Source organism: Streptomyces sp. NPDC054872, from assembly GCF_053610705.1.
Window position 1 is genome coordinate 1 of the sequence record NZ_JBSGYY010000009.1, and the last position, 23,302, is coordinate 23,302.

The following is a 23,302-nucleotide window of genomic DNA, read 5'->3' on the forward strand; positions in this document are numbered from 1 at the left end:
CGGCCGTCCTCAGGGACGGCCGGGCATCGCCCGTTTCAGCGGTCGCTCCTCTGCACGCGCGTCCACGCGCCGAGCGCGAGGCCCGACTCCGCCTTCTGCCGCGCGAGCCGCAGCGTGCCGTCGAGGCCGATGGTCGCCATGACCACGCGGCCCTGCGCGTCGAGCGCCAACGCCGGGGAGCCCAGGCAGGGTTCGCCGGTGGCGGCCCACCAGGCGCCCGCCTTCTCGTCCTGGGTGGGGTAGGCCGCGATGACCGGGCGGCCGTCGGCGCCCCGGTGGGCGAGGACCGTGCAGTCGTGGCCCTCTATCGTCGCGCGGAGTACGGCCGTGTGGCCCGCCTCCGGGGTGCCGCCGAGCGGTCGCGCGTCCTCGTCGTCGCAGCGGTGGGCGAGGACGCCCCTGCCGCGGACGTCGGTGGCGTAGTACGTGAGGCGGTCCGGGGCCGTCTCCAGGGCCGTGCCCGAGCCGGGGGCCGGGGGCAGCGGGATGTCGTCGGTGCGCTGGAACTCGGCGCCCTGCTTCTCCTGGGTCCAGTGCAGCGTCTTGTTCTCGGCCGGACCGAAGACCTCCACCCGGCCGGTGGAGGTGGCGAGCGCCGTGATCCCGTCCAGGACCTCGCGGACCTTGAAGTCCTTCCACCCCTCCCACTTGCCGCCCTTGCCCTCGCGCCGCAGCCGGACGCTGTTCACCGCGTCACGCACGAAGACGTGGACCGTGCCCGAGGCGTCCACCGCGGCGGTCGGGGCGCCGAGGTGCGGGGCGCGCTCGACCATCTTGGTGTGCGGGTTGCCGAGGGAGCGCCAGTCCATGAGCGGGCGGCCCGACTGGTACTGGACGGCGTGCACGACGTCCACCTCCGTGCCGCCGCCGTCCTTGGGCAGCTTGCGCAGGGCGACGAAGTGGACGTACCCGTCAGCGCCCTGTGCCAGCGTCAGGTGGCTCAGGTGCGGCGTCTCGAAAAGGTCGGGGCCCGTCCAGTCGGGGCCGCCGGGGCGGGTCTCCGTCCAGCGCAGCAGGCCGTCCGCCGAGCGGGCGTAGGCGGTGAGCCTGCCGTCCTTGCCGCGCAGCAGCCAGCGGGCGGTCGCGAGGGTGCCGCTCGCCACGTGGCCGGCGGCGGCGGCCGTCGGGCGGGAGGACTCCCGCTCGGGCCTGGGGGCGGACCTCTGCGGCATGACTCGGCGCGGACCTTCCTGTGGGCGTGCGTTCTCCGGCTCGATCAGTCTACGTTTGCGGTGTGCCAGGGTGGCGCCATGAGAACTCTCCTCGTCGTGGACGCCGCCAACGTCGTCGGCTCGGTGCCCGACGGCTGGTGGCGCGACCGGCACGGTGCCGCCGAGCGGCTGCGGGACAGGCTCGTGGCGTACGCCGACGAGGGCATCGCGGGGCATCCGGGACCGCTGGACGTCGTGCTCGTCGTCGAGGGGGCCGCCCGGGGTGTCGAGTCCGTCGAGGGCGTGGAGGTGGTCCCGGCGCCCGGCAGCGGCGATGACCGCATCGTGGAACTGGCCACCGAGGCCCAGGGCCGCCCGTGCGTGGTCGTCACGGCCGACCGCGAGCTGCGCCGCAGGGTCAGCGAGTCGGGTGCGGAGTGCGTGGGCCCCCGGACGGTACGCGACGTCTGACCTCTCGCGGCTCGGCCAGGCCGCGAGAAGGCGGGCGGCACGCACAGGACCTGGTGGGGTACGCGGTTGCTCTGCGGCCTGTCCGTCGTGCGCCGCACGGGGACGGGAGCGGCCCGCAGCGTCGGCAGGCGCGGTGGGGCGGCGCTCCGGGGTTCCCGCCCGGCAGCCCCGCGCCCCCCTCACCGCCCGACCCGCGCGTACACCACCGCTCCCCCCACCCGCGCCACCGGCTCGTACCCGACGGCGAGGACCCTCCGCAGTGACGGCAACCGCTCCGGGGCGAACGGCTTGCCCCGGGAGTCGTCGACGACGAGCGCCGGTGGGTGCTCGGTCAGCTCCCGGCGGAAGACCCGCCAGGAGCCCTCGACCGCGTACCTCTCGCCCACCTGGGGCCCGTTCCTGCCCCCGCTGTAGTTGGTGAGCAGCCCCGCCGTGAGATAGCGGCTGGCGGGTGCGCGGTCGGCGAGCCAGTACGCCTCCGGGTGTATCCCCCAGAACAGCACCTTGTCCTGGGGGGACGTCAGCGCGCGGACGGTCTCCGCGAGGCGCGTGGCGTGCGCCAGTTCGGGGCGCGGCGCCAGCATCCCCCAGGCCAGGAAGAGCGCGCACGCCCCCACCGAGACCGAGACCGCCGTCAGGGTGCGCTCGCGGGGCAGGATCTGCAGCGCTGCCGTGCCCAACAGGGCGAGGGGCGGCGTGAGTTGCAGGTAGTAGTGGCCGAAGAAGTGGAAGCCGACGAGGACCGCTCCCGCCGATGAGGCGAGCCAGAGCCACAGCTCCGTCGAGCCGGTGCGGGCGATGCGCAGGACCCGTACGACGGGCGGGACGATCCCGGCACAGGCCGCCCCGAGGATCGCCGCGTTGGTCAACCCACGGAAGAGCACGTGGAGTTCGGAGCCGGTGAAGGACGCGTACGCCCCCGACCCCGTCACCGTCCAGAACAGGAACCCCGCGGGATCCGTGGCCGCGGCCACCGCGAGCACCGGCCCGCACAGCCCGATCCCCAGGCGCAGCACGTCCCTTCGGGCGCCGCCCGCCTGCCACAGCAGCCACACCACCGGCACCAGGACCGCTCCCCCGGTCTGCTTGACCAGGAACGCGCAGGCCACCGCGGTGCCCGCCGCTCCCCAGCGGCGCCGGTCCGCGCACCAGAGGGCGGCCGCGGTACACGGCAGCATGAAGACCTCGAAGGTGGCCGCCTGGACGTCCTCGGGGTTCAGACCGACCGAGACGAGGAGGTAGAGCACGCCCGCCGTACGGCCCGCGCCGTCGCCCCAGCGACGCCTCGCGACGCAGACGAGGAGGACGGCGGTCAGGAGCTGGGCCGCGACCGCGAGCACCTTCAGCGGGAGCAGCGTCGCGTCGCCGAAGAGCGCGAACGCCGCCTCGTACAGCCAGGGGACGAGCGGCGGCTTCCGGTCGACGACCGTTTCGTAGAGCTCTCCCCCGTCGGCCAACATCCGTGCCTGGACGGCGAGATAGCCCTCGTCCGGGCTCCACAGGGGCCACCGGAAGGAGGGGGCACGGGTGACGCAGGCCAGTGCGGCGAGGAGCGGCAGCAGACGCGGCCAGTACGACGCGGAGGCCTGCTCCGTGCGCGGCCGCGGCAGCCGCGGCCCGCGTACGGAGCGTGGTGAGGCGGAGGGCTCGGCGAGCATGAGGTGCACGCTATCCGGCCCCGCAGTTCCCATCGGATCAGGACATACGGGGCCGGACGATTGGTCGGAAGTGACCGATGCGATTACCGGACGTCACCGGTCGGCTGCTGCTTGCCCTGCCGGCCGAGCCGGCTGTGCGAGCGCCCGTACACGAAGTACACGACGAAACCGAGCAGCATCCAGACGCCGAACCGCAGCCAGGTCTCGGCGGGCAGGTTCAGCATCAGCCACACCGAGGCCGCCACCGAGAGGATGGGCACGAGCGGCACCAGCGGGGTGCGGAAGGCACGGGGCAGGTCGGGGCGGGTGCGGCGCAGGATGATGACGCTCAGGGCGACCACGACGAAGGCGAAGAGCGTGCCGATGTTCACCAGCTCGGCGAGTTCGTCGAGGCTGGTGAAGCCCGCGAGGATCGCGATGAGGACACCGAGCAGGATGGTCGGGCGGTGCGGCGTGCGGTACTTCGGGTGGACGTGGGAGAAGAACCGGGGCAGCAGTCCGTCACGGCTCATCGCGAAGAAGACGCGGGTCTGGCCGAGCAGCAGGATCATGCAGACGGTGGTGAGGCCGACGGCGGCACCGAAGCTGATCACGCCGCCGTAGAAGGGATGCCCGGTGGCCTTGAAGGCGTCGGCGAGCGGGGCGTCCACGGACAGTTCGCTGTAGTGCTGCATGCCCGTGACGACGATCGACACGGCGACGTACAGGATGGTGCAGATGAGGAGCGAGCCGAGGATGCCGCGCGGCATGTCCCGCTGGGGCATCTTGGTCTCCTCGGCCGCGGTCGCCACGATGTCGAAGCCGATGAAGGCGAAGAAGACGATGGAGGCGGCGGTGAAGATGCCGAGGACGCCGAAGTTGGTGGGCGCGTACCCGAACATCAGCTGGATGAGCGGGGAGTCGATGCTGTTGCCCGCGGTCACTTCCTGCGCCTTGGGGATGAACGGCTTGTAGTTGTCCGTGTCGATGAAGAAGGCGCCCGCGATGATGACGATGAGGACGACGGCGACCTTGATGGCGACGATGACCGTGGTGACACGGGCCGAGAGCTTCATGCCGAGGACGAGGACGACCGTGAGGACCAGCACAAGCGCGGTGGCGAGGATGTCGAAGCTGAAGCCATCGGCCGCATCGGGCCCGGAGAGCGACGCGGGCAGGTGCCAGCCCGCATTGTCCATCAGCGAGCGGACGTAGCCGGACCAGCCGACGGCGACCACCGCCGTGCCGAGGGCGAACTCCAGGACCAGGTCCCAGCCGATGGTCCAGGCAGGCAGTTCGCCGAGCGAGGCGTACGAGAAGGTGTACGCCGATCCGGCAACCGGCACCGTGGAGGCGAACTCCGCGTAGCAGAGCGCCGCGAGGGCGCAGACGACACCGGCGACGGCGAAGGCGATCGCGGTGGCGGGACCCGCGGTCTCCTTGGCCACCGCTCCGGTCAGCACGAAGATGCCGGTGCCGATGACGACGCCGACGCCGAAGACCGTGAGATCGAGGGCGGACAGCGACTTCTTGAGCGCGTGCTCCGGCTCCTCGGTGTCCTGGATGGACTGCTCGATGCTCTTCGTTCTGAAAAGGCTGCTTGCCACGGACGTACCTCCACGCTTGTCGTCCTCGACATGATCGAGAGGGCGAGTACCCCGTAGGCCGTGGCGCGAGCCTATTCACGCGAATGGGCCGGTTCCACCACCCGTACAGGGTGTCGGAACCGGCCCATCGGCGGTGCTCGTTGACGTCAGTCGCGCGCGGGCTCCCCGGCCTCGACCGAGTCCACGGCGGCCGTGCGTTCGGTGGGGGTCCCCCCGCTCGAACGAAGTTGAGAGTGGGGGATGCCGTCCAGCTTGGCCACCAGACCGGTGACCTGGCGGGCGATGTCCGGGGCGGTCAGACCGATCTCGGCCATGACCTCCTTGCGCGAGGCGTGGTCCAGGAAGCGCGGCGGGATGCCGAAGTCGCGCAGCGGTACGTCGACGCCCGCGTCGCGCAGGGCCTGCGAGATGGCCGAACCGACGCCGCCGGCGCGCGAGTTGTCCTCGACGGTGACGACCACGCGGTGCTGCTCGGCGAGCGGGGCGAGCGCCTCGTCGACGGGCTTGACCCAGCGGGGGTCGACGACCGTCGTCGTGATGCCCTGCTTGTTCAGGAGGTCGGCGATCTCCAGGCACATCGGCGCGAGCGCGCCCACGGAGACGAGCAGCACGTCGGGGCGGTTGGTGTCCGCCTTGCGCAGGACGTCCATGCCGCCGACCTTGTCGACGGCCTTGACCGCGGGGCCGACCGCGCCCTTGGAGTAGCGCACGACGGTCGGGGCGTCGTCGACCTCGACGGCCTCGCGCAGCTGGAGGCGGACCTGGTCGGCGTCGCGCGGGGCCGCGATGCGCAGGGTCGGCACGCACTGCAGGATCGACATGTCCCACATGCCGTTGTGCGAGGCGCCGTCCGTGCCGGTGACGCCCGCCCGGTCCAGGACGAAGGTGACGCCGCACTTGTGCAGGGCCACGTCCATCAGGAGCTGGTCGAAGGCGCGGTTGAGGAACGTCGCGTACACCGCGAAGACGGGGTGCAGGCCGCCGGTGGCCAGGCCCGCGGCGCTCACCGCGGCGTGCTGCTCGGCGATGCCGACGTCGTAGACCCGGTCGGGGAAGGCCTTGGCGAACTTCTGCAGGCCGACCGGCTGGAGCATGGCAGCCGTGATCGCGACGATGTCCTCGCGCTCGTGGCCGAGCTTGACCATCTCCTCGCCGAACACGGACGTCCAGTCCATGCCGCCCGCCGCGATGGGCAGGCCGGTGTCGGGGTGGATCGGGCCGATGCCGTGGAAGTGGTCGGCCTCGTCCTCCTCGGCGGGCTTGTAGCCGCGGCCCTTCTCGGTGATGCAGTGCACGATGACAGGGCCGCCGAAGCGCTTGGCGCGCACCAGGGCGGACTCCAGGGCCTCGATGTCGTGGCCGTCGATGGGCCCGACGTACTTCAGGCCGAGGTCCTCGAACATGCCCTGCGGGGCGATGAAGTCCTTGAGGCCCTTCTTCGCGCCGTGCAGCGTCTCGTACAGGGGCCTGCCGACGACCGGGGTGCGCTCCAGGAGGTCCTTGCCGCGGGCCAGGAAGCGCTCGTAGCCGTCGGTGGTGCGCAGGGTCGCCAGGTGGTTCGCGAGGCCGCCGATGGTCGGGGCGTACGAACGCTCGTTGTCGTTGACGACGATCACCAGGGGGCGGTCCTTGGCGGCGGCGATGTTGTTCAGCGCCTCCCAGGCCATGCCGCCGGTGAGCGCGCCGTCACCGATGACGGCGACGACGTGGTCGTCCTTGCCCCGCACCTCGTTGGCCTTGGCGAGGCCGTCGGCCCAGCCGAGGACCGTCGAGGCGTGCGAGTTCTCGATCACGTCGTGGTCGGACTCGGCGCGCGAGGGGTAGCCGGAGATGCCGCCCTTGGTGCGCAGCTTGGCGAAGTCCTGGCGGCCGGTGAGCAGCTTGTGCACGTAGCTCTGGTGGCCGGTGTCGAAGAGCACCTTGTCCTGCGGGGAGTCGAAGACGCGGTGCATGGCGATGGTCAGCTCGACCACGCCGAGGTTGGGGCCGAGGTGGCCGCCTGTCTTGGACACTGCGTCGACGAGGAAGGCGCGGATCTCGCCGGCCAGCTGGTTCAGCTCCTCCGGGCTGAGCCGGTCCAGATCGCGCGGTCCCCTGATGCGGGTCAGCAGCGGCACCCGTGCCTCCTTGCAGTAGAGCTGTTCGAGCGTTGACCGGAATGTTGCCGGGCCTGTTGAGTCTAATGTTCCGCTGTCGCGGACGGCGTCCGGGCCGTGAGTTCCCCGTCACGCGATCGGCGGTGTCCGGCCCCCGCACAGAGAGCTGCCCGGCACCGCTCCATTGCGGTACCGGGCAGCTCTGCTCTGGGTTCGGGCAGGTCAGGCGCGTCCTGCCGTCTTCTGGGTCTTGCGCGTCACGGAGTCGATCACGACCGTGGCGAGCAGTACGCCACCGGTGATCATGTACTGGACCGGCGTGGCGATGCCTTCGAGTGCCAGGCCGTACTGGATCGAGGTGATGACCATGACACCCAGGAGGGCGTTCCAGGTGCGGCCGCGGCCACCGAAGAGGCTGGTGCCGCCGATGACGGCCGCCGCGATGGCGTTCATCAGGAGGTCACCGGTGCCGGCGCCCTGGTTGGCCGCGGCGATCTTGGAGGCCATGAAGAGGCCGCCCGCCGCCGCGAACGTACCGGCGATCGCGTAGACCGACGTACGGATCAGGGTGACGTTGATGCCCGCGCGGCGGGACGCCTCGACGCTGCCGCCGAGGGCGAAGACCTTGCGGCCGTAGCCGGTGCGGCGGAGCACGAAGTCCGTGCCGACCAGGACCACCAGGAAGATCACCAGGGCCAGCGGAAGGCCCTTGTACTGGTTGAACATGATCGCGGCGGCGAAGGCCACCACGGCCAGGATCACGGTACGGACGATGATCTCGCTCAGCGGCCTGGACGGGACACCGGCCGCCTCGCGGCGGCGGCTGTCCAGGAAGGAGGAGAGGAAGAAGGCCGCGACCGCGACGATCGCGAGGCCGTAGGCCGCGGCGACGTCCGTGAAGTAGTACGAGGTCAGCTTGGCGATCAGGCCTTCGGAGTCCAGGTTGATGGTGCCGTTGTCACCCAGGATCTGGAGCATGAAGCCCTGCCAGAACAGCAGGCCCGCCAGGGTGACGGCGAACGCCGGGGCGCCGATGCGCGCGAAGAAGAAGCCGTGGATGGTGCCGATGACGGTGCCGGAGAGGATGGCGACGATCAACGCGATCCACTCGGGCGCGCCGTGCGTGACGGCGAGCACGGCGGCGACCGCGCCCGCGACACCGCTGACCGAGCCGACCGACAGGTCGATCTCGCCGAGCAGCAGCACGAAGACGATGCCGACGGCGATCATGCCGGTGCCGACCATGGCGACGGAGATGTTGCTGAGGTTCTCCGCGGTCATGAAGCGCGAGTTCATCGAGGCGAAGATCGCCCAGATGATGATGAGGCCCGCGACGACCGGGATGGAGCCCAGGTCACCGGCGCGCATCTTCCGCTTGAACTCGGTGATGTAGCCCGCGAAGCCCTGCTCGCGCACGAGGAGGCGCGGGTCCACCGCGGTGACGGCGTCAGCGGCGGCGGCCGGGGCGTCGACGGGTGCGTCGCCGGGCGTGGAGGTCTTGTCGATGCTGCTCACTTCTGGGCCTCCACGTTGCGCGCCGCGCGACGGGTCACGGCATTGTCCGTGGCGCCCGTGATGGCGGAGATGATCTCTTCCTGCGAGGTGGTCTTCACGTCGAAGACGCCGTTGTTCCGGCCGAGCCGGAGCACCGCCACCTTGTCCGCGACGGCCTTGACGTCCGCCATGTTGTGGCTGATGAGAATGACCGCGTGGCCACGCTCGCGCAGCCGCTCCACCAGGTCGAGGACCTGGGCGGTCTGCTCCACGCCGAGTGCGGCGGTGGGCTCGTCGAGGATGACGAGCTTGGGCTCACCGAGCATCGAGCGGGCGATCGCCACCGTCTGGCGCTGACCGCCGGAGAGCGAGGCGATCGGGATGCGGACGCTGGGTATGCGGATCGACAGCGTGGTGAGCAGCTCGCGGGCGCGGCGCTCCATCTCGACCTCGTTGAGCACACCGCGCCTGCGCAGCTCACGACCGAGGTAGAGATTGCCGACGACGTCGATGTTGTCGCACAGCGCGAGGTCCTGGTAGACGGTCGCGATGCCCAGGTTCTGGGCGTCGTGCGGCTTGTTGATCGATACGGCCTTGCTTTCCCACTCGATGACGCCGTCATCGATGGGATGCACGCCGGCGATCGTTTTGACCAGCGTGGACTTTCCTGCGCCGTTGTCGCCGACCAGGGCGACCACCTCACCGGCGTGGACCTCAAGCTCGACGTCGGTGAGCGCCTGGACGGCACCGAATCGCTTGGAGACCCCGCGCAACGCCAACACGGGCGTAGCGGACACGTGAACCATCTCCTTCGCCGCCTGACCGGCGGGAGGTTGAACAGAAGAGAACGAGAAGAACGAGAAAAGCGAGAAGAACGAGAGAACGCGCGGAACGCGAGGCACGAAAAGACCTGTACGCGACCGGAGCGCGTTTCTGTCCGGCGCCCCGCCTAGAGCTGCGGGGCTGTTGGAACGGGGCGCCGGACAGGCCTCAATGGTGGTGAAGTCCCGGGAGGAAGCGGGGACTTACTTCAGGCCGACCTTGGCGCAGTCAGCCTTGTACTTGGCGGTGCAGATCTCGTCGACCGCGTAGATCCCGTCCTTGATGACGGTCTCCTTGATGTTCTTGTCGGTCAGCGAGACGACCGGCACGAGCACGGTGGGAACGTCCTTGGCGGTGGGGCTGTCGACGGTCGTCTTGGCGATCGAGTCGAGCTTCTCGCCCTTGCCGAGCGCGACGGCCATCTCCGCGGCGACCTTGGCCTCCGCCGGGTAGGACTTGTAGACGCTCATGAACTGCTCGCCCGCGACGATGCGCTGCACACCGGCGAGTTCGGCGTCCTGGCCGGTGACCGGCGGGAGCTTGGAGAGGCCCGCGGCCTTGAGGGCGGTGATGATGCCGCCCGCCATGCCGTCGTTCGCGGAGTAGACGCCGTCGATCTTGCCCTTGCCGAGGGACGAGATCGCGCCCTCCATGTTGGCGTTGGCGTTCTCCGGCTTCCACTCCTTGGTGTCGTACGACTTGCCGACCTTGACCTTGCCCTTGAGCACCGACTCGGCGCCCTTCTTGAAGAGCTTGGCGTTCGGGTCGGTGATCGCGCCGTTCATCATCACGATCTGGCCGCCCTTGGCCTTGTCGCCGAGGGCTTCGAGGAGGGCCTTGCCCTGCACGCGGCCGACCTCTTCGTTGTCGAACGAGGTGTACGCGTCGATGGGGCCCTCGGCGAGGCGGTCGTACGCCACGACCGGGATGCCCGCGTCCTTGGCCTTCTTGACCGAACCGGCGATGGCCTTGGAGTCCACCGCGTCCACGATCAGCACGTCCACCTTGTTGGTGATCATGGTGTCGGCCTGCTGGTTCTGTACGGTCGCGTCCTGCTTGGCGTTCGCGTAGGTGACCTTGGCCTTGCCGTCGGTCAGCTCCTTGATGTGCTTCTCGATCAGCGGCTTGTCGAACTTCTCGTAACGCGCGGTCTGGTTCTCCGGCAGGAGCAGACCTATGTTCAGCGCGTCGCCCTTCTTCGAGCCGGAGCCCGCTTCATCCTTGTCACCGCCGGACTCCTTGGCGCTGCCACAGGCAGCAAGGGTGACGGCCATGGTGGTGGCGGCAACGGCAACGGCGGCACGACGCATACGCGTGTTCATTCGGGAACCTCCCTGACGTGGCCGCGTCGTTGCGGCCGAGGTGGCTCGAAGTCAACTCGGCCGCCACACCAGCGTCAAGGAGTAAATCCTTAACGAGATGACAACGGTGCCATGCGTTATCTAAGTGAAGGCAGGTGCGGTGGCGGGCAGAGAGCCGTCCAAAAGGGTCGAATCGCCCATCTCGCTGAGTGCGAGCGCCAGCGCCCCGAGCACTTCCGCGCGGCCGCCCAGGGCCCCTGGAAGGACGGACAGCTGCCGGGCCGCGCTGGGGATCGCGTAGCGCCCCACGGACTCCCTGATGGGCCCCAGGACCAGCTCACCGGCCTCCGCGAGGTCACCGCCGAGGACGACCCTGCTCGGGTTCAGGAGGTTGCAGAGGTTCGCCACACCGCTGCCGATGTGGCGGCCGACGTCGGCGATCACACGACGGCAGCCGGGGTCGCCCTCGCGCGCCAGGGCGACCACGCGCTCCATGGTCAGCTCGGTGCCGTGGCTGGACTGGAGCAGCGGAAGGACGTAGCGGGCCGCGGCGAAGGTCTCCAGGCAGCCGCGGTTGCCGCAGCGGCAGACCGGACCCGACTCGTCCAGGGTGATGTGCCCGATCTCGCCTGCGGTGCCGCCGGGGCCGCGGTAGATCCGTCCGCTGATCACCAGACCGGCGCCGACGCCGCTCGCGACCTTGATGTACGCCAGGTCCCTGACCCCGCGGCCGCTGCCCCAGACCAGCTCGCCGAGCGCGCCGAGGTTGGCGTCGTTGTCGACGTGCACGGGGACGCCGAGGCGGTCCTTGAGCTCCTCCGCGGGCTTGGTGCCGGTCCAGCCCGGCAGGATCGACGTCGAGCCGAGCGTCCCGGACTCCACGTCGATGGGTCCCGGCACGCCGAGGCCGACGCCCGCGATCTTCGCGCGGTCCACGCCGGTCACCCCGATCAGCCTGCTGACCAGCTGTTCGGCGCGGTCGAAGCCCTGCGCGGCCGACGCGTCCACGTCCAGCGGCTCGGACTCCTCGGCGAGCACCTGGTGGGCGAGGTTCCCGACGGCCACGCGCAGGTGCGTATGGCCGAAGTCCACGCCGATGACGATGCCGGCGTCGCCGCTGAGCGAGACGCTGCGGGCCCTGCGACCGCCTGCCGAGGTGGGCGTGACCTCGACCGTTCCGCCGTCCTTGAGCTCCCGGACGATGTTGGAGACCGTGGCCGCGGACAGTCCCGTCGTCCTGGCGATCTCCGCCTGAGTGAGCGACCCGGCGAGCCGTACGGCACGTACGACCCGCTCGAGATTGGCCCGGTGCAGCGACGACTGCGACCCCGGAGTCTCCATTGACTCAGCCACCCTTTTCCGTATGACGTAACAGCGACGTCGCTGCCCGTACAAGTTGTGAACTCCAAGCTCTGCTGAACGGGTTGGCGCAGTCAAGTCCTTGACCCAAATCGGCACTCTTGAACAGCAGGACAGGCCGGGTCCAAGTGGCGAGGATGCACCCCAAACCACCCAGACCCGGCCTGTGCGGGCCGATCCGTTACTTGACCGAGCCCGCGGTGAGACCCGAGACCACGTGCCGTTCGATGAAGGCGAAGAGCACGATGACCGGCACGATCGCCACCACGGAGGCCGCGAAGAGGTAGTTCCACTCCACGGTGTAGGCGCCGATGAAGTTGTTGATGCCGACCGTCAGCGGCTGCTTGTCGGGCTCGGTGGTGAGCGTGAGGCCCATCACGAACTCGTTCCATGAGGTGATGAAAGTAAAGATCACCGCGGTCACCACACCGGGCAGTGCGAGCGGCAGCGTCACCTTCACCATGGCGCCGAAGCGGCTGGTGCCGTCCACCATCGCCGCCTCCTCCAGCTCCTTCGGGATGGAGCCGATGTAGGCCGTCAGGATCCACACCGCGAACGCGAGGTTGAACGCCGCGTTCGTGATGATCAGCGTCCAGACCGAGTTGAGCATGTCCAGCTGGTGGAACTCGCGGTAGAGGCCGACCAGGAGGGCGGTGGGCTGGAACATCTGGGTGATCAGGACGAGGAGCAGGAAGGCCTTGCGCCCGCGGTACCGCATGCGCGCCGTGTAGTACGCGGCGGGCAGCGAGACCAGGAGGACGAGGAGCGTCGCCCCGCCCGCGACGAGGAGGGTCACCTGGAGGTTCTGGCCGAGCTCCGATTCCTTCCAGACCTCGATGAAGTTCGACCACTCCAGGTTCTGCGGCAGGTACGTCCGGTCCCGCAGCTCGTCCTTGGGACGGAGCGCGGTGATCACCATCTCCAGGTACGGAGCCAGGAAGATCGCCGCGAGCGCCCAGGCGACGACGGTGATGACCAGGGTGCGCGGCCGGAACGTGCGCTTGGCCTTGGGCCGGGGCGCGGGACGCTTCGGGGACCCCGCGCGGGTCTGCGTCGCGGTGGCCATCAGTCCTCCTCGTTCCATCGGCTGACCTTCAGGAAGATCAGCACGAGTACGACGACCATCGCGAAGTTGACCACGGACATGGCGGCGGATTCACCGATGTCGGTCTCCTTCAGCTTGTACATGAACACCATGGTCGTGGAGGTGTCATAGCCGGGACCGCCCTGCGTCATGGCCCAGATGATCGGGAAGGAGTTGAAGACGTTGATGAGGTTGATGACCACGCCGACCAGGAACGCGGGCCGCAGCATCGGCACCGTGATGTGTCGGTACGTCTGCCAGGGGCTCGCCCCGTCGATCCGCGACGCCTCGTAGACCTCGTGCGGGATGGTCTGCAGACCGGCGAGCAGCGTGTACGTGGTGAAGGGCAGCGACACGAAGATCGCGACGGCCATCATCCAGGGCCAGGCAGTCTCCGGCTGGCCCAGCCAGTCCTTCGACTTGTCGATGAGGCCGAGGTCCAGCATCAGGGTGTTGAGCACGCCCGCCGTCTGGTTGAGCATCCACTTGAAGCCGATGGCGGTCATCAGGACGGATGCCGCCCAGGGCGCGATGAGCGCCCAGCGGGTGACGGTGCGGCCGGGGAACTTCTGGTTGAAGAGCTGGGCGAGGGCCAGCGAGAGCAGCATCGTCACGCTCACGACGACGACGGTCCACACGACCGTCCAGAGCAGGACCGCCCCGAAGTCGCTCTCCTCGAAGAGCTTCTTGTACTTGTCGGTCCCCGCGCTGCCGCGCACGATGCCGGCGATGGAGATGTTGAGGAACGAGGTGCGGATCAGTTCGACGACCGGCCAGATGACCACGGCGAGGATCAGCAGGATGACGGGCGCTATCCAGGGCAGCGGGCCGAGCCGGGCGATGCCGCTGCGACGGCTCACCGGCCTGGGTGCGCGCCCGCTCCGTCCCCGGCCGGTGTCGGCCGGGGGCGGAGGGGCCTTCAGTGACACAACGACTCCTTGCGTGCGGAGCGAACGGGAGCTGGCTGCCTGCTACTTGGCCTCGGCCGCCGCGGCTTCCGCCTTCTTCTGCAGGTCACCGAGGACCGTCTTCGGGTCGTCGCTCGCGGCCTTGCCGCCGGTCTTCTTCATCTCGGCGGAGATGACGTCCCACGCGGTGTCGCCCAGCGGGTAGAACTTGGCGTTCGGCAGGACCTCGAAGAACGGCTCCAGGTCCTTGTGCTTGCCGTTGGTCTGCATCTCCTTGAGCGCGTCCTGGGTGACGGGCATCAGGTTGTACATCTCGTCGAACTCCAGCATCTTCTTGGAGTACGTGAAGTCCAGGAACTTCTTGACGCCTTCCTTCTCGGCGCCGCCGTCCTTGAACGCCATCATCCAGTCGGCCACGCCGAGGGTGGACTCCAGCGGCGCGTCCTTGCCGGGGATCGGCGCGACGCCGTAGTCGACCTTGCCGTCCTTGGCCATCTGGATCAGGCTCGGGTGGCCGTTGAGCATGCCGACCTTGCCGGCCGCGAAGTCCGCGAAGGCCGTCTTGCGGTCGGTGGAGGCCGGGTTGGAGTACGTGAGGCCGGGCTTGACGAGGTTCTTCTGCAGCCAGTCGAACGTCTCGACGTTCTGCGCGCTGTCCAGCGTGTACTTGCCGCTCGCGTCGGTGTAGCCACCGCCGTTGCCGAGCTCCCACATCATCGTCTCGCCCTGGGTCTCCTCGGGGCCGAGCGGCAGGGCGTACGGGGTCTCGGCGGCCTTGGAGGACTTGATCTTCTTGGCGGCCGCGGCGACCTCGTCCCAGGTCTTGGGCGGCGTCTTGACGCCCGCCTTCTTCAGGACGGCCTTGTTGTAGAACATGACGCGGCTCGAGGAGACCCACGGGATGCCGTACTGCGTGCCCTTGACCTCGCCGGCCTTGGCGAAGGTGGGGATGAGGTTCTCCTGCGTCTTGGGCGAGAGGACCTCGTCCGCCTTGTAGAGCAGGTCGTCCGCGACCTTGTCGGCGTAGCCGCCGGTCTGCAGGAGGTCGGGCTGGTCGCCCGCCTGGATCATGTTCTTGACCTGCTTGTCGATCTCGTTCCAGTTGATGACCTGGACGTCGACCTTGTAGCCCTTGTTCTCCGCCTCGAAGTCCTTCTTCACGCCGTTCCAGTACTTCTTGGAGGCGTTCGACGCCTTGTCGCCGTAGTCGGCGGCGACGATCTTGATGGTCTTGCCGTCGCCGCTGTCGCTGTCACCGCCGCATGCGGTGACTCCCATGGCCATCGCGAGCGTCGCCGCACCGGTGGCGATCAATCGATTCCTCATGCTGTTCAACCCTTCGACATCGGTGTCGACTTGAACGCGGGCAAAAGGTTCCCCCCGCGGCGCCGTGGGGCCGACATTACTCACGGCCGGAATTGGCACAACAGGCCTAGACCACTTTCGTGGCCAAGCTGAAATCACCGACGCGCAGGGTCACTTGAGAGCGCCCGCGGTGAGCCCGGCCTGCACCTGACGCTGGAAGACCGCGTACACGACGAGCACCGGAAGCATCGCGATCGTCAGGCCCGCGAAGAGGGCTCCCCAGTCGCCCCGGTAGCCCTGCGAGACCGCCAGCGTGGCGAGCCCCTGCGGCAGCACGTACCTGCTCTCCTCCTCGTTGTTGAGCAGCAGCGGAAGCAGGTACTGGTTCCACTGCCCGAGGAAGTTGAAGATGCCGATGCTCACCAGGCCCGGCTTGGCCATCGGCAGCATGATCTGGAAGAACGTGCGGGTGTGCGAGGCCCCGTCGACCATCGCCGCCTCCTGGACGCCGGTCGGCAGCGTACGGAAGAAGGACGTCAGGAAGAAGACGGTGAAGGGCAGCGAGTACGCGATGTAGGCGATCATCAGGCCGGGACGGGTGTCCAGGAGGCCGAAGTTCTCCATGACCGCGAAGAGCGGGACGAGGGCGAGGATGACGGGGAACATCATGCCGCCCGCGAAGAGCATGAAGATGAACCGGTTGCCCGGGAAGGTGAAGCGGGCGATCACGTACGCCGCCATCGAACCGAGCAGCATCGTGCCGGTCAGTGAACCGGCCAGGATGATCAGCGAGTTGATGGCGTACTGACCGATGCTCGCCTCGGTCCACGCGTTGGTGAAGTTCTCCCAGTGGAAGGACGTCGGCCAGCCCATCGGATCGCTGAGGATCTCGACCGACGGGCGGAACGCGGTGAGGGCGACCCAGACGAGGGGGCCCGCCGCGAGAACCACCCACAGGACGAGGAAGGCGTGCGAGAAGACGTTCAGGGTCGCACCGCTCGCCGAATCGCCCTCTCGGCGGGATGTGTCGGCGGACTCGGCGCGGGGCGCGGTGGTGGTGGTCATGATGCAGTGGCTCCCGCGGTCTCAGTATTCGATCCGGTCGCGATTCCCGATCCTCATGACGATCAGCGAGAACGCCATGCTGAGGACGAGGAGGACGACGCCGATGGAGGTGGCATAGCCGTACTGGCCGTCTCGGAACCGTTCGTAGAGGAAGACCGGGGTCACCTTCAGGACGTGCTCGGGCACCATGACCAGGACGATCGCGAACGAGTCGAGCGCCTGGATGCCCATGTAGATCCAGCCGGTCCGCACGGTGTCCCAGATCAGCGGGAGCGTCACGCTGAAGAAGGTCCGCCCCCGGCCCGCGCCGTCGAGCAGCGCCGCCTCGTAGATGTCCTTGGGGATCGCGCCCATCGCGGCCGAGAACAGCACCACGTAGAAGCCGACGAAGCTCCAGGAGAGCACGGCCATCACCGCGATGAGAGCCAGCGAGCGGTCGCCGCCCAGCCAGGCGGGGCCGTCGATGCCCACCTTGTCGAGCCCGCCGTTGATCAGGCCGCTGTTGGTGTTGAAGACGCGGCCCCACACGACGGCGATGATCGCGACGGACAGGACCTGCGGGAAGAAGTAGACGACCTTGTAGAACGACGAGCCCGCGACACCCGCGATGGCCCGGCCCTTACGGTGCCGGCCACCCGACGTGATCATGTACGCGAAGAACATGCCGAGCACGAGCGTGATCAGCGGGGCGACGACCGCCAGGATGACGCTCACTTCCAGGGATTCCCAGAAGCGTTCGTCGTTCCACATCTTCGTGAAGTTGTCGAAGCCGATGAAGTTCGCCACCGGCCCGCCGGACCAGTCGGTGAACGAGTAGTAGATCGCCTGGATGAAGGGCGAGATGACGAACAGGGCGTAGAACGCGAGCGGCAGCGTCAGGAAGCCCGCGATGAAGCGGTACTTGTCGAGCGTCCGGTAGCGCCGGTCGTAGCGGACGCTCTGCGGGGTGAAGCGGGGCGGCAGCAGCACTGCCAGAAGGAACAGCAGCCCGTTCGGCGACTTGGGCCGGCCTTTCGGGTCCGGTGCCTTCTTCGGGGGTGGGGAATCGTCCACCCGGGTGTCAGTCTTCACGCCACTCCGCCCCGCCTCGTTCACGTGCCCGCGTTCTCGGTCGATCCGCCGCTGATCAGGACTTCTTGACCTTGACGACGTCAGGGTCCTTGAGGATCCGGGCCCCGGCCTTCTCCATGATGTCCATGGCCTGCTTGGTGCCGATCTGGCCCAGCATGAACTTGGCGATCATGTTGTTGAAGTCCTCGCGGAACAGCTCGTTGTACCAGTCCATGTGCTTCGCGATGACGACGTTGTCGCCGGCGGCCTTGATCGCCGCCTGCACGCTCGCCACACCGTGCGGCATCTTCTGGCCGTCGATGGCCCCCTTGACCACCGGCAGAGCGGAGAGCTCCTTGAAGTTGTTGAGGGCGGCTTCCTTGCTGTACATCGCCCGCAGCCACTCCAGGCCGCCCTGCCGGTTCTGCGCCTTCTCGGGGACGACGTAGAACTCACCGGCCGGCGCGTTGATCGTGCCGAACGGCATCTTGTCGCCGGAGTCCAGAGACGGGCTCGGGCCGAACGACATCCCGAAGTCCTTCGGGGTGGTGTCCTTGGCCTCGTTCTCCACCCAGGAACCGTTGGGCACGAAGACGCACTTGCCCCCCTTGGTCCAGGCGGTCTGCATCTCGGTGTGCGCCTCGGTGCCGTCGAAGCCGGTCAGCACGTACTTCTTGGCGACCAGTTCCTCCCACGCCTCGAAGACGTCCTTGACCGCGTCGTTCTTCCAGGCGCCCGGCTCCAGGTAGTCCATGGCCGTGGTGATCTCGCGCCCGCCGCGCTGCGCGAACATCGTGTAGATGCTGAAGAACATGTAGCGCGGGTGACCGCCCGGGTAGCTCCAGCCGTGGATGCCCTTGGCCTTGGCCTTCTTGCAGACGGCCAGCATCTCGTCCCACGTCTTCGGGTACGCGGAGTCCAGGCCCTCCTCAAGGAGCTTCTTGGAGTAGAAGGTTCCGTAGACCGTCAGCGAGATGCCGGCCTGGAACGTCCCCGAGCCACCGAAGTTGCCGCTCGCCTCGACCGCCGGTTCGAGGATGTCGCGCACCTTGACGCTCGGGTCGTCCCACGACGGCGCGTCGAGCAGTTCGGTGAGGTCCGCCACCTGCTTGTTGGAGACCAGCTTGCCGGGGTTCATCTGGTCGGCGCCGGAGTTGTTGATGACGTCGGCCGTCGGGTTGCCGCGGACGATCTTCGGCTGGACCTGCGTGGCGATCTTCGTCGTCGACTTCTGGCCCGCGTCCGAGTCCGGGTACCGCTTCTTGTACATGTCGGTCACGAACTGGGCGTACTTGTCGCCATAACCGCCGTTGAAGACGACCACGGCGAGCCCGGCGTCCGACTTCACGCCGAGCGGGTTCTTCTTGGACTTCTCGCCCTTCTCCGCCTTGTTCTCGTCCCCGCCACCGCTCGCGCAGGAGCTCAGGGCGCCCACGGCCGGCACTGCGAGAAGGCTGGTGGCCGCCGCCCTCTTCATCACGTCACGACGGTTGATGCTGGTGGATCCCATGCTCAAGTCCTCGCCTTCTCCAGGACTCAGGCGGCGTACGGGGCTCCCGACAGCTCGCCATTGGCGAAGGGCCCGACACCGCGGGTCAGTTGAAGCTTTCGTGGTGCGTTGCGTGCGACAACTACATGGCAAGGGCTCGCACCCGCCACTCAGGGTGCCGATAGGTATAGTCCACTTCTCGGCAGCAGAGCAAGATCGAACGCAGCTTGGGCCAGCAGTCTTTCCCGAGTTGAGACCTCGCGGAGACACGGCCTGGTTCGTTCACGGCGTGAGCAAATTCAGCCGACGGAATCGGCCGCGTCCGGGACCCGCTGTCGCTCCCCTTCATTGATCTTCCCCGGCGCTCACTCGCACCTCATTGGACTTTCTCCCGGGTCCCCTTGGACTTTCCCCCGCGCCCCGTCACCCCTGGCGGCTCGTCCGACGCTTCCAACAGCCTTGACACCACCCACCACTTGCCTCCCTACTGGACCCTGAGCAGCGACTTGACAACGTTGTCCAACTCGCAGGGAGGGGTTCGGGGATGCCGCACAGATCACGCAGACCTCGCTTCAGACACCACCGTTCGGCCGCGGTCCTCGGAGCGGCCGCGTTCACGCTCGTCGCGACCGCGCAGGGCGCGGCGGTGGCCAAACCGGAGGCACCGCCCAAAGCCGCGCGGGAGTTCGTCTCCTCGTTCGAGGAGGACGACGCCCAGCCCGACTGGCTGAACACCGTGGACACCGGCCCCGACGGCAAGAAGCGGACCGCCGGCGTCAACGGCGCGTTCAGTGCGGGAATACCCGGAAGTGTGAACGACCACGTCACGGAGGTCCGCGCCAGCGGCGAGAACTCCGGCAGCGGCGAGGTCAAGGAGAACCTGATCGACGGCGAGCCCACCAGCAAGTGGCTCACCTTCGCCGCCACCGGGTGGGTCGAGTTCGACCTGGACGAGCCCGCCAAGGCCGTGACGTACGCACTGACGTCGGCGAACGACCACGACGAGCGCGACCCCAAGGACTGGACCCTGCAGGGTTCCGCGGACGGCAAGGACTGGAAGGTCCTCGACACCCGCAAGGGCGAGACGTTCGACAAGCGTCACCAGACCAAGAAGTACGAATTCGAGAACGGCACGGCGTACGCCCACTACCGCCTGGAGGTCACCGCCAACAACGGCGCGTCCGACGCCCTCCAGCTCTCCGACGTCCAGCTCTCCGTCGGCGGCACCGAGTCGCCCGTCCCCGAGGACATGCTCTCCCTCGTGGACCGCGGCCCCAGCGGCTCCCCGACCGCGAAGTCGGGCGCCGGGTTCACCGGCAAGCGCGCGCTGCGTTACGCGGGCACCCACAAGGTGGACGGGCGCGGCTACTCGTACAACAAGGTCTTCGACGTGAACGTGTCGGTGCGCCGGGACACCGAGCTCTCCTACCGGATCTTCCCGTCCATGGCGGAGGGCGACCTCGACTACGACGCCACGAACGTGTCGGTGGACCTGGCCTTCACCGACGGCACCTATCTGAGTGACCTCAAGGCCATGGATCAGAACGGCTTCCCGCTCTCCCCGCAGGGCCAGGGCGCCGCGAAGGGCCTCTACGTCAACCAGTGGAACAACGTGGCCTCCCGGATCGGGCAGGTCGCGCGCGGCAAGACCGTCGACCGGGTGCTCGTCGCGTACGACTCCCCCAAGGGTCCCGCGAAGTTCCGTGGCTGGGTGGACGACGTCTCCCTCAAGGAGAAGGCCCCGGCGAAGCCGAAGGCCCACCCCTCGGACTACGCGGACACCACCCGCGGCACGAACTCCAGCGGCGGCTTCTCGCGCGGCAACACCTTCCCCGCGACGGCCGTGCCGCACGGCTTCAACTTCTGGACGCCGGTGACCAACGCCGGTTCCCTGAGCTGGCTCTACGACTACGCGCGCGGCAACAACGCGGACAACCTGCCGACGATCCAGGCGTTCAGCGCGAGCCACGAGCCGAGCCCCTGGATGGGTGACCGGCAGACCTTCCAGATGATGCCGTCGGTCGACAAGGACACCCCGTCCGCGTCCCGGACCAAGCGCGCGCTGCCCTTCAGGCACGAGAAGGAGACGGCGCGCCCGCACTACTACGGCGTGACGTTCGAGAACGGTCTGAAGGCCGAGATGGCCCCGACCGATCACGCGGCGATGATGAAGTTCACCTATCCCGGTGACGACGCGAGCGTCATCTTCGACAACGTCTCGGAGAAGGGCGGCCTCACCCTCGACGAGGAGAAGGGGATCGTCAGCGGCTTCTCGGACGTGAAGTCCGGGCTCTCCACCGGCGCCACGCGCCTCTTCGTGTACGGCACCTTCGACTCGCCCGTCACCGCGGGCGGCAAGCTCGACGGCGGGGGCGGCGGTGACGTCACCGGCTACCTGCGCTTCAAGCCGGGCAAGGACCGCACGGTCAACCTGCGCCTCGCGACCTCGCTCATCAGCCTCGACCAGGCCAAGGCCAACCTGAACAGTGAGATCCCGTCCGGCACCTCCTTCGAGCGCGTGAAGAACCGCGCGCAGAAGAGCTGGGACGACATCCTCGGCAAGGTGGAGGTCCAGGGCGCGAGCGAGGGCCAGCGGACCTCGCTGTACTCCTCCCTCTACCGCCTCTACCTCTACCCCAACTCGGGCTTCGAGAAGGTCACGTCGGCGGACGGAAAGTCGAAGTACCAGTACGCGTCGCCCTTCTCGCCGCAGACGGGTCCCGACACCCCGACGCACACCGGCGCGAAGATCGTCGACGGCAAGCCGTACGTCAACAACGGCTTCTGGGACACGTATCGCACGACCTGGCCCGCCTACTCGCTCCTCACGCCGAAGAAGGCGGGTGAGCTCGTCGACGGCTTCGTGCAGCAGTACAAGGACGGCGGCTGGACCTCCCGTTGGTCGTCGCCCGGCTACGCGGACCTGATGACGGGCACGTCTTCGGACGTGGCGTTCGCCGACGCGTACGTCAAGGGCGTGGACTTCGACGCGAAGGACGCGTATGACGCGGCCCTGAAGAACGCGACGGTCGTACCGCCGAGCAAGGGCGTCGGCCGCAAGGGCATGGAGAACTCCCCCTTCCTCGGCTACACCCCCAGCGAGACCCACGAGGGCCTGTCCTGGGCGCTTGAGGGCTACGTCAACGACTACGGCATCTCCCGCATGGGCGCGGCTCTCTACAAGAAGACGGGCGAGAAGCGCTACAAGGAGGAGTCGGAGTACTTCCTCAACCGCGCCCGGGATTACGTGCATCTCTTCGACGCCAAGGCGGCAGGCGGAGGAACCGCCCCGGGCTTCTTCCAGGGCAAGGACAAGAAGGGCGACTGGCGCGTCCCCTCCGACAAGTTCGACCCGCGCGTATGGGGCCACGACTACACGGAGACGAACGCCTGGGGCTACGCCTTCACCGCCCCGCAGGACTCGCGCGGCCTCGCCAACCTGTACGGCGGCCGCAAGGGACTCGGCGACAAGCTCGACACGTACTTCGCCACTCCGGAGACCGGGTCCGCCGAGTTCGCGGGCTCCTACGGAGGCGTCATCCACGAGATGACCGAGGCACGCGACGTGCGCATGGGCATGTACGGGCACTCCAACCAGGTCGCCCACCATGCCGCCTACATGTACAACGCGGCCGGTGAGCCGTCCAAGACGCAGGAGAAGGTCCGCGAGGTCCTCTCCCGCCTCTACACCGGCAGCGAGATCGGGCAGGGCTATCACGGCGACGAGGACAACGGCGAGCAGTCGGCCTGGTACCTCTTCTCCTCGCTCGGCTTCTACCCGCTCGTCATGGGCAGCGGCGAATACGCGATCGGTTCGCCGCAGTTCACCAAGATGACCGTCCACCTGGACAACGGCCGCGACCTGGTCGTCAAGGCGCCGAAGAACAGCGCGAAGAACGTGTACGTCCAGGGCCTGAAGGTCAACGGCAAGAAGTGGACCTCGACCGCGCTCCCCCACAAGGAGATCGCGCGCGGCGGCGTCCTGGAGTTCGACATGGGCCCCGAGCCGTCGTCGTGGGGCACGGGCAAGAACGCCCAGCCGACGTCGGTCACGCAGGACGACAAGGTGCCTTCGCCGCGCGGTGACGCCATCAAGGGTGACGGCGCGCTCTTCGACAACACCTCGGCCACGGACGCCACTTCGGACGCGGCCGTCGACCTCCCGGTCGCCAAGGAGACGAAGGCCGTGCAGTACACGCTGACGTCGTCCACCGACAAGTCGAAGGCACCGGACGGCTGGGTCCTCGAAGGCTCCGCCGACGGCGAGAAGTGGAAGGAGCTGGACAAACGATCGGGCGAGTCCTTCGCCTGGGACCAGCAGACCCGGGTGTTCACGGTCGATGATCCGGGGACGTACGCGCACTACCGGCTCGTGCCCGACGGCTCCGCGACCCTCGCGGAGGTCGAGCTGCTGAGCTGATCCGCGGGGCGAGTTGCAGAGAAGTCCCGTCGGGAGGCCGTGA

The 23,302-nt window shown here is 68.3% G+C and carries 16 protein-coding genes; 2 read left to right on the top strand and 14 right to left on the bottom strand.

Features of this window, described 5'->3' with window-relative positions; all coding sequences use genetic code 11:
* Positions 1 to 35: 35 nt before the first annotated feature.
* Positions 36 to 1,172: a hypothetical protein gene (locus ACWGIH_RS13120; protein WP_453443223.1), complete on the bottom strand. Its 1,137-nt coding sequence runs from the start codon at positions 1,170 to 1,172 to the stop codon at positions 36 to 38.
* A gap of 78 nt (positions 1,173 to 1,250) precedes the next feature.
* Here ACWGIH_RS13120 and ACWGIH_RS13125 point away from each other — a divergent pair, with 78 nt between their 5' ends.
* The gene (locus ACWGIH_RS13125) at positions 1,251 to 1,622 is read left to right on the top strand and encodes an NTP pyrophosphohydrolase (protein ID WP_453443224.1); all 372 of its coding nucleotides are present in this window, start codon (positions 1,251 to 1,253) and stop codon (positions 1,620 to 1,622) included.
* Positions 1,623 to 1,801: 179 nt separating this feature from the next.
* On the opposite strand, the gene ACWGIH_RS13130 is transcribed toward ACWGIH_RS13125, so the two are convergent.
* The 13 genes from ACWGIH_RS13130 to ngcE all read right to left on the bottom strand — a co-directional run bounded on the left by ACWGIH_RS13130 (position 1,802) and on the right by ngcE (position 18,860).
* Positions 1,802 to 3,280, bottom strand: coding sequence for an ArnT family glycosyltransferase (locus ACWGIH_RS13130; protein WP_453443226.1), 1,479 nt, complete (start codon positions 3,278 to 3,280; stop codon positions 1,802 to 1,804).
* Between the two features lie 83 nt (positions 3,281 to 3,363).
* A complete protein-coding gene (locus tag ACWGIH_RS13135) occupies positions 3,364 to 4,866 on the bottom strand; it encodes an amino acid permease (protein ID WP_453443227.1) in 1,503 nt (500 codons plus the stop codon).
* 146 nt (positions 4,867 to 5,012) lie between these two features.
* Complete coding sequence (gene dxs / locus ACWGIH_RS13140) at positions 5,013 to 6,983, bottom strand: 1-deoxy-D-xylulose-5-phosphate synthase (RefSeq protein WP_453443229.1); 1,971 nt, start codon at positions 6,981 to 6,983, stop codon at positions 5,013 to 5,015.
* 201 nt (positions 6,984 to 7,184) lie between these two features.
* Positions 7,185 to 8,477 carry a sugar ABC transporter permease gene (locus ACWGIH_RS13145; RefSeq protein ID WP_453443231.1) on the bottom strand — a complete coding sequence of 431 codons (1,293 nt, stop codon included), beginning with the start codon at positions 8,475 to 8,477 and terminating at the stop codon, positions 7,185 to 7,187.
* Positions 8,474 to 9,262, bottom strand: coding sequence for an ATP-binding cassette domain-containing protein (locus ACWGIH_RS13150; RefSeq protein ID WP_453443233.1), 789 nt, complete (start codon positions 9,260 to 9,262; stop codon positions 8,474 to 8,476). Before ACWGIH_RS13150 ends, ACWGIH_RS13145 begins: the two co-directional genes overlap by 4 nt.
* A gap of 219 nt (positions 9,263 to 9,481) precedes the next feature.
* Entirely contained in the window at positions 9,482 to 10,600 is a 1,119-nt protein-coding gene (locus tag ACWGIH_RS13155; protein WP_453443234.1) for a sugar ABC transporter substrate-binding protein, read from the bottom strand.
* A 120-nt stretch (positions 10,601 to 10,720) separates the two neighbouring features.
* Positions 10,721 to 11,920: an ROK family transcriptional regulator gene (locus ACWGIH_RS13160; RefSeq protein WP_453443236.1), complete on the bottom strand. Its 1,200-nt coding sequence runs from the start codon at positions 11,918 to 11,920 to the stop codon at positions 10,721 to 10,723.
* Positions 11,921 to 12,119: 199 nt separating this feature from the next.
* Complete coding sequence (locus ACWGIH_RS13165) at positions 12,120 to 13,004, bottom strand: carbohydrate ABC transporter permease (RefSeq protein ID WP_453443238.1); 885 nt, start codon at positions 13,002 to 13,004, stop codon at positions 12,120 to 12,122.
* Positions 13,004 to 13,951, bottom strand: a complete 948-nt coding sequence (locus ACWGIH_RS13170; protein ID WP_453443239.1) for a carbohydrate ABC transporter permease — start codon at positions 13,949 to 13,951, stop codon at positions 13,004 to 13,006. Before ACWGIH_RS13170 ends, ACWGIH_RS13165 begins: the two co-directional genes overlap by 1 nt.
* A gap of 42 nt (positions 13,952 to 13,993) precedes the next feature.
* Positions 13,994 to 15,256 (bottom strand): ABC transporter substrate-binding protein, encoded by a 1,263-nt coding sequence (locus ACWGIH_RS13175; RefSeq protein WP_453443240.1) that lies wholly within the window; start codon positions 15,254 to 15,256, stop codon positions 13,994 to 13,996.
* 150 nt (positions 15,257 to 15,406) lie between these two features.
* On the bottom strand, positions 15,407 to 16,300 hold the full coding sequence (locus tag ACWGIH_RS13180; protein ID WP_453443242.1) for a carbohydrate ABC transporter permease: 894 nt from the start codon (positions 16,298 to 16,300) through the stop codon (positions 15,407 to 15,409).
* A gap of 21 nt (positions 16,301 to 16,321) precedes the next feature.
* Entirely contained in the window at positions 16,322 to 17,263 is a 942-nt protein-coding gene (locus tag ACWGIH_RS13185) for a carbohydrate ABC transporter permease (protein WP_453443483.1), read from the bottom strand.
* Between the two features lie 163 nt (positions 17,264 to 17,426).
* Positions 17,427 to 18,860 carry an N-acetylglucosamine/diacetylchitobiose ABC transporter substrate-binding protein gene (gene ngcE, locus ACWGIH_RS13190; RefSeq protein ID WP_453443243.1) on the bottom strand — a complete coding sequence of 478 codons (1,434 nt, stop codon included), beginning with the start codon at positions 18,858 to 18,860 and terminating at the stop codon, positions 17,427 to 17,429.
* Between the two features lie 523 nt (positions 18,861 to 19,383).
* Here ngcE and ACWGIH_RS13195 point away from each other — a divergent pair.
* A complete protein-coding gene (locus tag ACWGIH_RS13195; RefSeq protein WP_453443244.1) occupies positions 19,384 to 23,259 on the top strand; it encodes a GH92 family glycosyl hydrolase in 3,876 nt (1,291 codons plus the stop codon).
* The last annotated feature ends 43 nt before the right edge of the window (positions 23,260 to 23,302 follow it).

Excerpts from the sequence above, each read along its gene's own strand:
- ACWGIH_RS13175 (WP_453443240.1), bottom strand. The coding sequence starts at position 15,256 with ATGAGGAATCGATTGATCGCCACCGGTGCGGCGACGCTCGCGATGGCC.
- ACWGIH_RS13150 (WP_453443233.1), bottom strand. The coding sequence starts at position 9,262 with ATGGTTCACGTGTCCGCTACGCCCGTGTTGGCGTTGCGCGGGGTCTCC.
- ACWGIH_RS13195 (WP_453443244.1), top strand. The coding sequence starts at position 19,384 with ATGCCGCACAGATCACGCAGACCTCGCTTCAGACACCACCGTTCGGCC.
- ACWGIH_RS13125 (WP_453443224.1), top strand. The coding sequence starts at position 1,251 with ATGAGAACTCTCCTCGTCGTGGACGCCGCCAACGTCGTCGGCTCGGTG.
- ACWGIH_RS13155 (WP_453443234.1), bottom strand. The coding sequence starts at position 10,600 with ATGAACACGCGTATGCGTCGTGCCGCCGTTGCCGTTGCCGCCACCACC.
- ACWGIH_RS13160 (WP_453443236.1), bottom strand. The coding sequence starts at position 11,920 with ATGGAGACTCCGGGGTCGCAGTCGTCGCTGCACCGGGCCAATCTCGAG.
- ngcE (WP_453443243.1), bottom strand. The coding sequence starts at position 18,860 with ATGGGATCCACCAGCATCAACCGTCGTGACGTGATGAAGAGGGCGGCG.
- ACWGIH_RS13120 (WP_453443223.1), bottom strand. The coding sequence starts at position 1,172 with ATGCCGCAGAGGTCCGCCCCCAGGCCCGAGCGGGAGTCCTCCCGCCCG.
- ACWGIH_RS13180 (WP_453443242.1), bottom strand. The coding sequence starts at position 16,300 with ATGACCACCACCACCGCGCCCCGCGCCGAGTCCGCCGACACATCCCGC.
- ACWGIH_RS13130 (WP_453443226.1), bottom strand. The coding sequence starts at position 3,280 with ATGCTCGCCGAGCCCTCCGCCTCACCACGCTCCGTACGCGGGCCGCGG.
- ACWGIH_RS13165 (WP_453443238.1), bottom strand. The coding sequence starts at position 13,004 with ATGGCCACCGCGACGCAGACCCGCGCGGGGTCCCCGAAGCGTCCCGCG.